Source organism: Pedobacter sp. MC2016-24 (genome assembly GCF_015223055.1).
Taxonomy (GTDB): domain Bacteria; phylum Bacteroidota; class Bacteroidia; order Sphingobacteriales; family Sphingobacteriaceae; genus Pedobacter.
Map to the genome: position 1 here is coordinate 347,723 of NZ_JADFBX010000004.1, position 14,731 is coordinate 362,453.

Here is a 14,731-nt window from a genome sequence, read left to right on the forward strand (position 1 = left end):
CTGATATTTAAAAATTAAATCATGAATTTGAAATCTTTAAACCTGTCTAAATATATTTTAAGTACTTCACTGTGTGTAAGTGGGATGCTGCTGTTGTTTTCTTGTGGAAATCAAAAGACACAACAAATCAGTGCTGTTGAAACGGTAAATTCAGATGCCGTTGTTGAAGCAAAAAAGCCAAAAGAACAATTCCCGTTTTATAAAGATATTGTGATTAAACCCGGATTACATTTTGAGGTTCTGAGTTGGGGTAAAGGAGTTGATAGTGTAGGGGGCTACCTGATTTTGATGTCTGATTCTGTGAAAAATAAATTCAACTCCTATGCCTTTGAGCGTAAGGGCGTGATTACAGATGTATGGAATATGGATATGGATAACGATGGTAATGCAGAGATCTATATTGAGTTGCTGAGTAAGCAAAATGTAAGGGATCTGAATGTGCTGGAATATTCGGGTGGCGATTTCAGAAAGATCAACTTTCCGCCGCTGAGCAGTAATGCCAAAAAGACTTACGGCGGAAATGATAAATTTTTTGTTAAAAATGGTTCCCTGTTCCGTTCCTATCCCATTGTAAATTCAACAGATACGGCTGCGAAAAACGGCACGGAAAAAATACTGATGTATCAACTCAATGGCAACAGCTTTTCTGTTGCCGATGTAAAGCAGGAGTAATTCAAATCAGCTTATTGCTTTTTGCTACGGTAATGGCATCGGCCTTAGAATTTACATTCAGTTTCATGTAAATGTTCTTGATGTGTGTTTTGACCGTTTCTACCTCAATAAATAGCTCGTTGGCAATTTGAGAACGATCTTTTCCTTTATTGATCAGACCAAGAATCTGGGTTTCCCGCTTTGTAAGTGGAGAATCCGGATTTTTTTGTAAAGACATGATCACGGTTTTAGCTACATCGGGACTCATCGGCCCGCCGCCCTGTAATACCTCTTTAATCGCTTCAATGACTTTAGCTGAGGCAGAGTTCTTGGTGAAATAACCAGAAGCACCATTGGCCAGTGCATCTAAAATGATCTGTTCGGTTTCATAAACAGTCAGCATGATGATGAAGGTTTGCGGAAGCAATTTCTTAAGCAGGGGTAAGGCCTCAATACCGCTGGTTCCGGGTAACTGTATGTCCAGGATAATCACATCCGGATTGTCCTTCGCGATTTTGGATTTTGCGGCATCAAAGGAGGGATAACTGTTTACAACCCGATATGGCGAAGTATGGTTAATCAGATATGTATAACCTTCCCTGATGGTCTCATCATCTTCAATAATTACAATTTTAGCGATTTCCTGATCTTGCATCTTTAAAAGTTTAAGGTTGAAAATTTAACGTAGAGCGCTATCGTTGTACCTGTCTGGTCTGAAATGACTTCCAGTCGTGCTTTAATTCTTTCTGCCCGCACAGTCATGTTGTTCATGCCATGTCCGTGCTTGGCGGCATCCACATCAAAGCCATTGCCGTTATCTTTCAGTTTAAGTTCCAGTATTTCATGATTTACAGTTGCGGTAAAGCTGACCTCTGTGGCCCTGGCATATTTTAAGGCGTTGTGTATCGCTTCCTTAAATACCATCAGGATATTGCGGCCCAGCTCCAGCGGCAATAAATCTTCTCTGTCAACCGCAATACCGGCACTGAAATGAACATCTGTATCATTGAACATTTCATGTCCAAACTCCTGAATGTGGTTCAACAATTCATTTAAGGTGTCGTTTTTTGGATCTAAGGACCATAAGATGTCTTTTGTCCCCAGATACAGCTCATTGACGTTCGTTTTTATTTTCTGTATAATTCCTTTTTTCTCGGTTTCATTTTGTCCCAGCATACTACTAAGTACTTCTGATAAGACAGAAATCCGGGTCAGTTTGTTACCCAGATCGTCATGAAAATCTTCAGCAGTTTGCTTTCTGATCTTAAATTGCTCTTCCAGCTTAATTTTTAACCTCAATTTACGCTGACGTTCGTTCAGATATAGGATGGTGTAAATGGTTATTGCAATCAAAATCAGGATCAGACAAACGATGAAAATCCTGAAAATTGCCGTTTGGTAATAAGGTGGATAAATTTCAAATTCAAAAGCAGCTGTATTTGCCGAAGTAATACCTACTGTCGTGATGGCTTGTACTTCAAAAGTGTATTTTCCTGCTGGCAGGGAATTGTAGTTTACGGAGGCGATAGCGGTTGGCTGACTGAATTTGCTGTCCAAACCAATCAAACGGTACTGATACCGCACTGCTTCCGGATTGGTGAGGTAGATGCCCGTAAAAGAGATGTTCAAATGGTTGTAACTGAAAGGCAGTGTAATGGTTTGGTTCATTTGCTGTTCCTTGTAAATGGTCTGCACCTCATGCTGATCACCTTTTTGCCTGGTTTGCGACATCACGCTAACGGCATTGAGGTATACGTAAGGTTTTCTGGGTACGGCCAGTGCGGGGTTGCTGTAAAAAACAATCGCACCTTTTGTGGTTCCAAACCAGACATTGTCGTCACTTTCCAGAATGGCATTTTGGTTACACTCGACCAGCAATGTACTGCCATTTGTGTTTTTGATCACATTAAAATATTTGGCACTCAAACGGTTCACGCCGCGTCCGGTACCAATCCAGATGACTCCTTTCTTATCCAGCATAATGCTGTAAATATGGTCTGAGGCTAAACCGTCCTTCGTGGTTACTTGTCTGAGGTCGCCGTTAGACATGTTCCAGATCATCAAGCCATTGTCGGCAGTACCAAAGAAAATGAAGTTCCTGATTTTGCGCATGGATAGCACACTTAAGCCGGTTAAGGCTTTGATTTTTAATGGACTGGTTTTCCTGTTCTGGATCAATACCGGTCCGTTCTGAGTACCTGCAATGATCGAGTCGCGGCCAATTTCCAATAAACTGATGGCAGGTGTTTCCGTAACCAGGTCTAACTTTTTCTGTGCAAAGTTCAGGGTGTAACAGCCATAGTTGGTGGATAGCCATATTCTTTTCTGACTGTCTTCGAGCATGGTATTACAAGCCAGCGGATGTTCATTCTTGTCAATTCTTTTGAATTGCGCATTCTGGTACATCCAGATCCCGCCACCTACTGTACCCATCCAGACCCTTTTCTTGCTGTCGTTGAATAAGAAGTTCACTTTTTTAGCATCCTCGTCTGCTGATGGAATGGTCACTTTAGTGATGGTGTTTTTTTGATGTACAAACAGACCGTCGTAAGTGCCCAGCCAGATTTCACCTGGTTTTGGCCCCATGGCCATACTCATCACCATGTTGTTTTTCAGGCCTTGCGATTCATCAAAAGTGACATAACCATTGTTGCTGAATTTGTACAGTCCGGCCCCCTCTGTACCCAGCCAGATGTTATTTTCCGCATCTTTAAAAATGTCGCGTACCTCATTGTCCGTAAAGCCATTTTTGGCATTAAAGTGAATGGTTTGATGCGGACTGATATACCATGCACCTTTATTGGTACCCAACCAGATGTATCCCTTTTCGTCCTGTATGATGGTATTGCAACGGTTTTTAACCTCGGGATAAGCCTTGCTGACTTTGCCATTTTGTGCAATGAAAACACCAGTGGTTGTCAACAGCCAGATTTTACCGGAACTGGTATTGTCGATAAGCAGATCGGTCACAATCAGGTCCTTGATTTTGATGTCCAGCAGTGCTTTATGCCATTGGTCATTGTCAAGATAGTACAAACCCTGATCATAAATGGCCACCCAGATCCGGCCCAGTGCATCCCTTTTCAGGGCTGTAACAATTTCATTTGGGTTTTTGGTGATATTGAGCTGAGTTGTCTTTTTGCCATCGGTTCTGAATAAACCTTTAGATATCCAATAGGTGTGCCCGTGGTCGTCTGTAGTCAGTTTGCTGACCCAATTTTTGGGTTCTTTATAGCTGTAAAATTTTTTTCCACTGTATTTACCCAGACCTTTGTCAGAACCAATAAACAATTCATTGTTTTCATTGGTCACCAAAGAAAGGATGAAATTGCTCTTCAGGCCATTGGTTTTGCTGTAGTTGCTGAACTGGTAGCCATTGAAACAGCTTAAACCCCCAAGCGTAGCCACCCATAATCTGCGTTGCTGGTCCTGCGTAATGGCAGTAACCTGAGATTGTGGTAATCCATCTTCTATATCAAACTGCTGAAAATTGTAGCGCTGGCCAAATCCTTTTCCCAAGATGAAAAGAAAAAAAATGATGAAGACTGTCGTTTTATACATTGCAAATATAGGCACCAATATACGATAAAAAATTAAGGCCTTTATTTTTGATGCGCCTGTAACATTCCAGATGGTTTGGGTGTCTTAATAGAGAACCTGGAGGTTGAGCTTCCAAATGGAGGTAAATCAGGTTCATAGGGAAAAACATAACATGAAAGAAACAAATCAACTAATATGAAATATACCCCCTGAAGGGTTAGTTGGTGATTGGTCTATTCTGTTAAATTTGTGTTAACTTCAATAGTTATAGGGCATTTTTATGATTGACTTTGAACATGAATACATTGTTATTTTTGTTAAGTGTGTGGATACGTCGCTTCGGTTTTTCGTAGACATGCTTGGCTTTAGCATGTATGAGCATATAGAAATAGCCGGAAGGGGTTGTCCAATTCTGCAAATGCAGAGCGGGCATTACATCATGCTGATTGAAAAAGAAACACTGGAGTGTGAGACGGTTACGTTGCTGACCGACGATTGTCTGCGTGATTATCATGCTTTCAAAAAACAAGGAATTGAACAATTGGGGAAACCTGAATATACAGATGCTGGGCTTACCATTAGTTTTTATGATCCTTCGGGAAATAAAATCATGCTGTTGGAGGCCCGAGATTATACCGATGCTTAAAGAAAAAAAGAGATGAAGTACAACCGGATTTTAGTAAACAATAACGAGATCATCAGTGAATTGACCCATAGTGCCTATTTTACGGAAGTAACCGGACGATATGCCGTAAATGCGGTATTTAGTGGTGAGGTAGATTATACGATTGAAAAACGTAAACTTACTTTAGTTCCCGGGAGTTTCATCTTTTTGAATGACGATACCTGTTATACCCATAAGATAGCCTCTGCTGAAGGGGTGAGCCGGCTTTCGATAGCTTTTGATCCGGGGTATATTTCCGATTTTGAAGCTTCTGTTCTGGAAAGCGATGCGGTATTGCTGGATCAGCCAACAGGAGGAAAGAAAGGTCGCCCGCGCTTGCTCGAATCGATTTACCCTTTGAATGGGGACATCAAATACAGCCTGATGCATTTGAGCAGGCATGTAGACAATGGGGTAGCGGACCAATTGCTTCTGAGTGAATATTTAAATCATTGTTTGCTCAATTATTATCATTTGTACCAATCTGAGATCACCAGCAGAGAGGCTTCATTGAATTTCCTCAATGGCAGCACAAAAACTGAAATCCTGAAACGCCTGTGTGTGGCAAAGGATTATATGATCAGCAATTACAATAAGAACATCAGACTGGAAGATATTGCTGAGGTGGCCTGTTTATCTGTTAATCATTTGTTGCGGACATTTAAGCAAGCTTACCAGCAAACGCCGCATCAGTATTTAACGAAGGTCAGATTGAGGCAGGCCAAATACCTGTTGAGAAATACAGATTACCCGATCAATGAGATTGTAGATATCGTTGGTTTTGAATGTCCGAGTTCTTTTATCCGTTTATTTCGGAACTCTTTCAATGTTACGCCAGGAAAGTTTAGGTAATTGTGGTGATTTTCGCCTATCGGAAGCACAGCAATTCCAGTAAATTTGCCATCAGGAAACCCACTATATAAGTTTGGATGAATTTAATTTGGGTTAGTTAATAATAAGAGCCCGTATCATAAACATGATCGGGCTCTTTTTTGTTTGAAGAAAATATCTTTTTTTTAATGTTGTTCTTTTAGCTGGCTTCCCAATCTTTCGAATTTTTCAATCAGTGTGGCCAGGCGTTCTTTTTCTCTTTTCAATACCGCTTTTCTAACCAGGGTAGAACAGAAAATCAGCCAGCCAAAAGTAAAGCCAAGAATCAGGCATTGTGCCCATAAATCAAAATAGGCCAGGATTTCATAGAAGTACAATAAAATTCCGAGGCTCCAGGCAATGGCATAAATCCAGTACAAGCGGTTGTAAAGGTGGAAACGGTTCAATTGGTAACTCTTGAGGCGGCCCAGAAACTCGTTCGGATCCACCGTAAAATCTTTCTTTGAAAGTAAACGATAATCGCGGTACATGATAAAGGTGTATATGGCCACCGAGGTAATGATGATGGTTAATCCCGCATGGGTAGTCCATGAATTGAAATCAAAGAACAACCATAAAACCAGGATGGCCACAAAAGATAAGGCCATTCCGGCAACATTTAACAGCGATTTATTGCGGATCGCATTCATCTCTTTCTTTGCCTGTTGCAACATCTCTTCTGAAGAGATCTTTACCTCAACAGAGTGCGATTGCCAAAGGGACAATATATGATCAAATTCTTGCATGCTGGTTGTATAATTCAGTAAGTTTTAATTTAATTCGGTGAATGCGCACCCTCAGGTTTCCTTCGCTAATTCCCGAGATCTCTGCAATTTCAGGATATGGCAGCTCGTCGAGTACCATGGTGATAATTAACCGGTCATTTTCTTCCAGTTGGGCAATGGATTTATACAACAGGGCTACCTGTTCATTCTTCTCCGAAAACTCTTCTGGCTGGTTCTGGATGATGTTGTCCGTCAGCTCATCTTTGGCCTGGCGTTTTTCGGTTCTTAAATAGGTGAGGCAGGTATTTACTGCGATGCGGTAAATCCAGGTCGAGATTAAAGATTTGTTCCTGAATTTGTCTAAATTTTGCCAGACCTTTAAAAAGGTTTCCTGCAGTAAGTCATTTGCCGAAGCCTCATCGCCCGTATATCCATAACATAAATGGAATATTTTCTTGGAATTGGTGTCGAAGATTTGCTTAAATAACTGGTCTTTTTGTTCCACTTATACAGAGTTGATAGATTTGTTAGAGACCCCAGCGCTGCTTTTGTTACAGCTAAAAGCTAATTTACATGCTTTATCAACAATTTTATAGAATAATTTAATTATTGTAGTTTTACAAACTCGAAAAACCATTAAAACAAGATAGATGTCGAAAAAAAACAGGTTAACCTTTTTTATCTTTCTGGCCCTGGTGCTGGGTATCGGATTAGGATACTATTTAAATGTCCAGACTTTTAATACCTATAACGACGATATTGTATTGGCTGATACCAGGATCAAGGCCCTGGATGCGAAGTTGCTTACTGTTAAAGATACCACTGCGGCCAATTATGCAGTCTTAAAATCCGAGAAGAAAGCAGCCGAGAAAGCGCGGCATGAAACCGAGGTGATCCGGGAAAAGAAACTTGAGCCCTTAACTTTGTTGAGCGACATCTTTTTAAGGTTGATTAAAATGATTGTGGCACCTCTTGTTTTCAGCACCCTGGTTGTTGGTGTAGCTAAAGTAGGTGATGTAAAAGCTGTCGGACGGATTGGTGGTAAGACCATGCTCTGGTTTTTAAGTGCCTCACTTTTATCGCTGGTACTTGGATTGGTGATGGTTAACATTTTTAAACCTGGACTGGCCATGAACCTGCCACTTCCGCCAAGTAATGTCGATACCGGAATCCATAAGGTTGCGCTGTCATTAAAGGATTTCATTTCGCACATTGTGCCGAAAAGTATGGCTGAGGCTATGGCTACGAATGAGATTCTGCAGATTGTGGTATTCTCCTTGTTTTTTGGAGTAGCCACGGCAGCCATTGGCGAAAAAGGACAGATCATCATTAAGTTTTTTGATGCCGTAGCACATGTGATCCTGAAAGTAACGGGTTACGTGATGAACTTTGCACCATTTGCCGTATTTGGTGCCATGGCAGCAATTGTAGCCAAGCAAGGTTTAGGGGTATTGTCTACTTATGCTTTATTTATCGGAGAGTTTTATTCCACCATGTTGTTACTCTGGATCATTTTGATCATGATCGGCTTCTCGATTTTAAAATCGCGGGTATTTAACCTGATGAGCAGGATGAAGCAGCCGGTAATCCTGGCTTTCAGTACGGCAAGCAGTGAAGCTGCTTACCCGAAAACCATGGAGCAGCTGGAGCGTTTTGGCTGTAAAGATAAAATTGTAAGCTTTGTATTGCCGCTGGGCTACTCCTTTAACCTGGACGGTTCAATGCTATATATGACCTTCGCTTCGCTATTCATCGCCCAGTCGTACGGCATACACCTGTCCTTCGAACAACAAATCACGATGTTGCTGATCCTGATGCTGACCAGTAAAGGTATTGCGGGTGTACCAAGGGCATCACTGGTGGTTATTGCAGGAACAATTGCCACGTTTAACATTCCTGAAGCAGGGTTGGCCTTGCTGATCGGTATTGATCCTTTACTCGATATGGGGCGTTCTGCAACCAATGTTATTGGCAACAGTCTGGCTACTGCAGTGGTGAGTAAGTGGGAGGGAGAGCTTACGGAGCCCCTGGATTAAAAGCATTAAGGATTTAAATTTTCAATATATATAACAATAAAATGAGTAGTAAGGCAAAGAAATTATTTTTAGTGCTGACGGTTGTGGTGCCTTTTCTGGCGTATTGCGTCATCTATTACCTGCCCATGTTTAAAAATGCACCTTATAAGATCGGTGAGTTTGAATCGTTAGAAATCAAATGGGGCGAGGGAAATGACCTGGTGAACAGTTACAATTCTGCAACCGGGGATTATCAATACCTGGACGGCAAAGATTCGCTGGTTAAAGTGAATGTGAAATTGCGAAAAGATGATATCCTGTTTTTACATTCCAAAGCTAACGAGCTTGGTTTCTGGAACTTTCCTGAGCTGATTGCCAATGGGGGTACAGACCTCAAGACTTCTAAAGTGCCGCGTTATGTGATGCGTTTCAATTACAAGAAGAAGTCTAAAGAAGTCATCTTTTTATCGGATTACAATGAGATCCCTAAACTTCGCGGACTGGCAGAGCAGATGAAAACCCTGTTGATGCAGACGATTAATGCGGCAGAAGAACGTTATGGTAAGACACCTCAATAGGTCTTGTTGCCCTAAAAAAACAAAATATACCATAATGATCTGAAATGAGTTGTGTATTTAGAAAATAAAGTTCTATATTTGCACCTCAATAAAAAAATAAACAATTTAAAATAATAATTATTAAACAATGTACGCAATAGTAAATATAGCAGGACAGCAATTCAAAGTTGCAAAAGACCAGCACCTTTTTGTACACCGTTTGCAAGGAGATGAAGGCGCTAGTATTGAATTTGACAATGTATTGTTGGTTGAAGATGGTGGCAAAATCACTGTAGGTGCTCCTACACTGAAAGGCGCTTCAGTTTCAGCTAAAATCGTGTCTCATTTAAAAGGTGATAAAGTAATCGTTTTCAAAAAGAAACGTAGAAAAGGTTACAAAAAGAAAAATGGTCACCGCCAGTATTTCACCAAAATCCAGATCTCTGGTATCAGTTTATAATTATTGTTAAACAAAAAAGATTACCAATTTATATCGGGTAATTAAAAAATATAAAACAAGATGGCACATAAAAAAGGAGCCGGTAGTTCCAGGAACGGACGTGAATCGCATAGCAAACGTTTAGGTATCAAGATCTTTGGTGGTCAGGAAGCAATCTCTGGAAACATCATAGTACGCCAACGTGGTACGAAACACCATCCTGATAAAGGAGTAGGTATTGGTAAAGACCATACTTTATTCGCTTTAGTTGATGGTACTGTAATCTTCAAAAAGAAACAAGACAATAAATCATACGTTTCTGTTTTACCTTTAACTGTAGCTAAAGAAGTTGCTGAGAAAAAAGCACCTGCTAAAAAAGCACCAGTAAAGAAAGCTGCTCCTGCAAAGGAAGCTGTAGCTGAAAAAGCACCTGCTAAAAAAGCACCTGCAAAGAAAGCTGTAAAAGCTGAAGCATCTGACGCTGCAGCAGCAGAATAAGAAGATTTATTTTACGACATAAAAAAGACCGTAGCTTATTGCTACGGTCTTTTTTTGTTTATTGTAATGCGGTGTCATTTGAACCTGGCGTGTTTTTGCTTGATGGCTTTAAGTTCATGCTCCATCGCCTGCAGCGAAGTGCTGAATTTTTTTAAACTACATTCCAGATCATCAATCATTTCACTGAGATTTACAGGGCTTTGCAGGGTTTGGCGCAACTCCGCCCCATGCAACAACCAGTCATAGCTTTTGCTATAATATCTGGCAACTACGTGTAAAGTATTGAACGTGGGGAACTGATTTCCCAATTCTATTTGTGAGTAATTACTTCTGGATAAACCCAGGACAGTGGCGACTGTAGCTTGAGAAAGGCCGTTTTTAACCCTCAAATCCTTTATTCTTTCACCGATATCCTTCTTTGATAGAATTTCTTGCATAAGTAATATATATTTCGTTGATTTGTGAATGGCAGGTATGTATTAAACTATGTTGAAGGCAATTTTAGCTCCATATTTTTTTTTAGTGATCAATATATTAATAATAATGGATTACCGGCCCCCTAACTAACGCTCAGAAATGATTTCAAAGGATGTATTTATGATAATGAATGAGAATTACAATAGCTTAAATCACGTCAACCATGTTAAATAGAGACATTTGCGAATATACAAATAGCTCATTTTTTTTGATTGATAAAAATTATCAGCTATTGTCTTTTGAGATTGATTCATTGGATAATCTAGGTGTTTTCCTGGAAAGAGTTCCCGCCGTTGGGGTGTCAATCGGGGAAATTATTGCTCATAAGTACAGGAAGAATTTTCTCAGTTTACTTGCCCGCGCTTTCGAATGTAACTGTCTGAGCATCTTACAGAAGTTTGCTGTGATCAATGGAAATGATCTCGTTGTAGATATTGTTTTTACGCCTATAGGGAAAGCTTCGGAAGAAGTTGATGCAGTGAGTTGCAGCATCATCAACATCATGGAAAGCACAGATCCCCTGCGCATGCTCCGTCAGTATTCACACGTCACCTCGCATGAGCTCAGAGCGCCCATTACCAATATTCTGAGTTTGTCCACCATCAACAATTACCAGCACCTGGAAACATATAACATTCAGAAAATCAATCAGCTGCTTGGCGACATCAACATGCAGGCCCTCAAGTTAGACCGCATTATACAAACGCTAAACCAGATGCTTAACCGGAAGGAGGAACCTGCGGTCTTTAATTCCTTGCAAAGCAGTTCGGAAAGCCAGCATATTGTCTTGGTGGATGATGATGTGGTCACCAACAAGATGCACCAGATGCTGATCAAGCGGCATGCGAGTGATAAGAACCTGGTTTTATTCAACGATCCTGAACTGGCGCTGGACTATATCCGTGAGCACCATCCGGACTTGATTCTGCTGGATTTGCACATGCCTGAAATTGATGGCTGGAAGTTTTTGGAATTGCTGGAAGCGCAGCGCATATTTATTGATGTGATCATCGTATCTTCTTCCATTGACCCGCTGGAACGGTCGAGGGCCCGGTCATTTTCCTGTGTAAAGGATTTTTATACCAAGCCCTTAACCATTGAGGCTGTTCAGCAGTTGTTGACGCATTAGTAGCCCTTAATATTCCCTGTTCATCAATTGATTGGCAAGCAGGTTCAATTGCGCTTTTCTGTCTTCATCAACTGCCAGGTTTTTTAAGGCTTCAAATGCCTGGTCAGAGTATTTTCTCATTTCTGCATCGGCCAACGTCCTGATGTCGTAGGTGTCGTACAATGCAGTAATGTTCCTGATCTTTTCGTGCTGGTTACTGTTGCTGCTTTGTAATTCCAACTCTGCCAGGTGATTTTCATTCACCAGTTCTTTCAATTTAAGCAGCATTAAGGTTTTCTTATTTGCAATGATATCGCCGCCAATCTGTTTGCCAAATTTCTCAGGATCTCCATATACATCTAAGATATCGTCCTGTAGCTGGAAGGCGATGCCCAGGTTCTCTCCAAATTTGTAAAGCTGGTTGGCATCCTCTGCTGTGGCACCGGCCACCTGAGCGCCCAGTTTCATTGCACCGCCAATCAGTACCGCAGTCTTTAACCGGATCATGTTGATGTACTCGTCAATGTGCACGACTTCTCGTTCTTCAAATTCCATGTCCAGCTGCTGACCTTCACAAACGCCCTGAGCGGTGGTGTTAAAGGTATCCAGTGCATCTTTCAGTACTTCCTGATGTAACTTCGACAAATGCTTGTTCGACTCAACCATCATCACATCACCACTTAAAATGGCATTATTTACGCCCCACTTTTCATGAACAGTTTGTTTGCCGCGGCGTAAAGGTGCGTTGTCCATAATGTCATCATGGATCAAGGTGAAATTATGGAAGGTCTCAATGGCTAAAGCCGCAGGAATGGCTGTTTCAATCTCAGTTTTAAATAAATTTGCGGCCATCAGAACCAGCGCTGGTCTGATTCTTTTTCCGCCCAGACTCATGATGTAGCTGATCGGTTCATAAAGCTTTGCCGGTTGTTTTGGATATTGAATGTGCTGAATTGCGTTTTCTATAACTTCTTGTAATTGGGTAGGAGTATACATTTTTTACTGGAGGAAATTTACCTGGATATCTATTGTTTTATTGGATTAATGAAAAATCGATCTGTCGTTTAGCCAGATCTACTTTTTTAACTTTCACAAGCACTTCGTCACCCAGCTGATATTTCTTTTGTTTACGCTGGCCAACAATGCAGTAGTTTTTCTCATCGAGGACATAAAAATCGTCGGTGATGTCTCTCAAACGGATCATGCCTTCACACTTATTGTCAATCAGTTCCACATACATGCCCCATTCGGTTACACCTGAAATGATGCCTGGGAAAGTATTACCTACATTTTCTTCCAGGTATTCTGCCTGTTTGTACTTGATCGAAGCACGTTCCGCATCAGCAGCCCTTTTTTCCATGGCCGATGAATGTGATGCTGCAATTTCATACTGTTCGGCATCCGCTGATTTTTCATGATTTAAATAGGCAGCCAGCAGGCGATGCACCATTACATCGGGATAACGTCTGATTGGAGAGGTGAAATGGGTGTAATGATCGAAAGCCAGGCCGTAGTGACTGGTTTTCTTAGTGGTATATACTGCTTTGGCCATGGAGCGTATGGCCAGTTGTGTCAATACATTTTGTTCTTTTTTCCCTTCTACATCTTCCATCAGGTAGTTCAATGATTTCGCGATGTCTTTGTCGGTCTTCATATTGATTTTGTACCCAAAGCGTGCGGCAAACAAGGCAAAGTTGCCCAGGTTTTCCAGGTTAGGCGAATCGTGTGAACGGTAAATGAAAGTGTATTTTTGCTTGCCTTTGCCTTTTTTAGCAATAAACTCAGCTACTTTCTTATTGGCCAGGAGCATAAAATCTTCAATCAGCTTATGCGCATCTTTACGTTCTTTTACGTATACGCCAATCGGTTTGCCAAAATCGTCGAGTTTAAACTTAACCTCTGTGCTTTCAAAGCTGATTGCCCCATTTTTAAACTTCCGGTCGCGTAAGATATAGGCCAGCTCATTCAGCTTAGTAATTTCTTCCACATGATCACCTTGTTTAGTCTCAATTACTTCCTGGGCTTCTTCATAACTAAAGCGGCGGTTGGAATGGATTACTGTCCGCCCGAACCATTCCTGGATGATATTTGCTTGCTGATCAAGTTCAAATACTGCGGCAAAACAAAGTTTATCTTCATGTGGCCTGAGGGAACAGACCCCATTACTTAAACGCTCCGGCAACATCGGAATCACGCGGTCGACCAGGTAAACTGATGTAGCTCTTGAATAAGCTTCTTTGTCGAGTTCCGAATTTGGTGTTACGTAATAAGATACATCTGCAATGTGCACACCAATTTCATAATTCCCATTTTCCAGTTTTTTAAAGGAAATGGCATCGTCAAAATCTTTGGCATCTGCCGGGTCAATCGTAAAAGTTACGGTATCCCTAAAATCCTTACGGTCTTTCAGGTCGGCTTCGCTAACCTGTTCGGGAATGGCATTGGCTTCATTTTCTACTGCAGGCGGGAAGGCGAGCGGAAAACCATATTGTGCCAGTATGGCGTTCATTTCCGTATTGTTTTCACCCTGTTCACCCAGGATGTTGATGACTTTTCCAATTGGGTTTTTAACGCCTTCCGGCCAGTCTGTAATGGCTACCTGTACTTTTTGGCCATTTTTTGCACCATTCAGATCGGTCAGGGGCACAAAAATATCGTGCAGCATTTTACGGTCGTCAATGTTTACAAAAGCAAAACGGTCTGAAATTCTAATGACCCCGATGAAATCGGTTTTGGCGCGCTGGATAATTTCCACCACTTCACCTTCATTTTTACGGCCACTTTTCTTGGCGTATATGTATACTTTTACCCGGTCGCCATGCAGGGCATTGTGTAACTTCCTGGCGGAGACGAAAACGTCTTTTTCAAACTCATCATCGGGGATGATGAATGCAGCACCGTCCGCGGTCATGTCAACCTTACCATTGATAAAGGTTTTCAGGTCTTTCAACTTGAATTTTCCTTTTTCGGGTTCAGCAAAAATGCCTTTTTTAGCCTGTTCTTTTAAAACCTCTAAAATGGTTTCCCGGGCTGATGGGTCAACAATATTTAATTTAGCAGAAATCTGCTTGTAGTTCAGTGCTTCATTTTTGTTTTTCTCTAAAACGTCGCTAATTAGTTGGATTAAAACGAGTTCTAAGTGAGAAGATTTCTTTTTTGCCATAATCTATGTATGAATCATTCGAAG

Annotated in this window: 15 protein-coding genes; 8 read left to right on the forward strand and 7 right to left on the reverse strand. The window is 41.2% G+C overall.

The features are described 5' to 3' along the window. Positions 1-21 precede the first annotated feature (21 nt). Entirely contained in the window at positions 22-672 is a 651-nt protein-coding gene (locus IM797_RS12445) for a hypothetical protein (RefSeq protein WP_194127453.1), read from the forward strand. 1 nt (position 673) lies between these two features. Here the strand turns inward: IM797_RS12445 and IM797_RS12450 are convergent, their stop codons facing one another. Further along, on the reverse strand, positions 674-1,306 hold the full coding sequence (locus IM797_RS12450; RefSeq protein ID WP_194127454.1) for a response regulator transcription factor: 633 nt from the start codon (positions 1,304-1,306) through the stop codon (positions 674-676). Positions 1,307-1,308: 2 nt separating this feature from the next. Then, complete coding sequence (locus IM797_RS12455; RefSeq protein WP_228098830.1) at positions 1,309-4,170, reverse strand: two-component regulator propeller domain-containing protein; 2,862 nt, start codon at positions 4,168-4,170, stop codon at positions 1,309-1,311. Between the two features lie 301 nt (positions 4,171-4,471). Here IM797_RS12455 and IM797_RS12460 point away from each other — a divergent pair, with 301 nt between their 5' ends. Further along, positions 4,472-4,837, forward strand: a complete 366-nt coding sequence (locus tag IM797_RS12460) for a VOC family protein (RefSeq protein WP_194127456.1) — start codon at positions 4,472-4,474, stop codon at positions 4,835-4,837. A gap of 12 nt (positions 4,838-4,849) precedes the next feature. Beyond that, positions 4,850-5,707: a helix-turn-helix transcriptional regulator gene (locus IM797_RS12465; protein ID WP_194127457.1), complete on the forward strand. Its 858-nt coding sequence runs from the start codon at positions 4,850-4,852 to the stop codon at positions 5,705-5,707. Positions 5,708-5,871: 164 nt separating this feature from the next. Here IM797_RS12465 and IM797_RS12470 read toward each other — a convergent pair whose 3' ends face one another. Together IM797_RS12470 and IM797_RS12475 are read right to left on the reverse strand one after the other, a co-directional pair. Then, a complete protein-coding gene (locus IM797_RS12470) occupies positions 5,872-6,471 on the reverse strand; it encodes a hypothetical protein (RefSeq protein WP_194127458.1) in 600 nt (199 codons plus the stop codon). Beyond that, positions 6,458-6,955 (reverse strand): RNA polymerase sigma factor, encoded by a 498-nt coding sequence (locus IM797_RS12475; protein ID WP_194127459.1) that lies wholly within the window; start codon positions 6,953-6,955, stop codon positions 6,458-6,460. The genes IM797_RS12470 and IM797_RS12475 overlap by 14 nt, the downstream gene beginning before the upstream one ends. 145 nt (positions 6,956-7,100) lie before the next feature. Between IM797_RS12475 and IM797_RS12480 the strand changes: the two genes are divergently transcribed. From IM797_RS12480 to rpmA, 4 genes are all read left to right on the forward strand, one after another. Next, complete coding sequence (locus IM797_RS12480; RefSeq protein ID WP_194127460.1) at positions 7,101-8,486, forward strand: dicarboxylate/amino acid:cation symporter; 1,386 nt, start codon at positions 7,101-7,103, stop codon at positions 8,484-8,486. Positions 8,487-8,527: 41 nt separating this feature from the next. Further along, entirely contained in the window at positions 8,528-9,043 is a 516-nt protein-coding gene (locus IM797_RS12485) for a hypothetical protein (RefSeq protein ID WP_194127461.1), read from the forward strand. A 127-nt stretch (positions 9,044-9,170) separates the two neighbouring features. After that, positions 9,171-9,482 carry a 50S ribosomal protein L21 gene (gene rplU / locus IM797_RS12490; protein ID WP_069377509.1) on the forward strand — a complete coding sequence of 104 codons (312 nt, stop codon included), beginning with the start codon at positions 9,171-9,173 and terminating at the stop codon, positions 9,480-9,482. Positions 9,483-9,542: 60 nt separating this feature from the next. Beyond that, on the forward strand, positions 9,543-9,959 hold the full coding sequence (gene rpmA, locus IM797_RS12495) for a 50S ribosomal protein L27 (RefSeq protein WP_194127462.1): 417 nt from the start codon (positions 9,543-9,545) through the stop codon (positions 9,957-9,959). A 74-nt stretch (positions 9,960-10,033) separates the two neighbouring features. Here the strand turns inward: rpmA and IM797_RS12500 are convergent, their stop codons facing one another. After that, complete coding sequence (locus IM797_RS12500) at positions 10,034-10,396, reverse strand: helix-turn-helix domain-containing protein (protein WP_194127463.1); 363 nt, start codon at positions 10,394-10,396, stop codon at positions 10,034-10,036. A 203-nt stretch (positions 10,397-10,599) separates the two neighbouring features. On the opposite strand from IM797_RS12500, the gene IM797_RS12505 reads away from it, so the two are divergent. Next, positions 10,600-11,565 carry a response regulator gene (locus IM797_RS12505; protein ID WP_194127464.1) on the forward strand — a complete coding sequence of 322 codons (966 nt, stop codon included), beginning with the start codon at positions 10,600-10,602 and terminating at the stop codon, positions 11,563-11,565. A gap of 6 nt (positions 11,566-11,571) precedes the next feature. On the opposite strand, the gene IM797_RS12510 is transcribed toward IM797_RS12505, so the two are convergent. Then, a complete protein-coding gene (locus IM797_RS12510) occupies positions 11,572-12,540 on the reverse strand; it encodes a polyprenyl synthetase family protein (protein WP_194127465.1) in 969 nt (322 codons plus the stop codon). 37 nt (positions 12,541-12,577) lie between these two features. Next, positions 12,578-14,707 carry a ribonuclease R gene (gene rnr, locus IM797_RS12515; protein WP_194127466.1) on the reverse strand — a complete coding sequence of 710 codons (2,130 nt, stop codon included), beginning with the start codon at positions 14,705-14,707 and terminating at the stop codon, positions 12,578-12,580. Positions 14,708-14,731 lie beyond the last annotated feature (24 nt).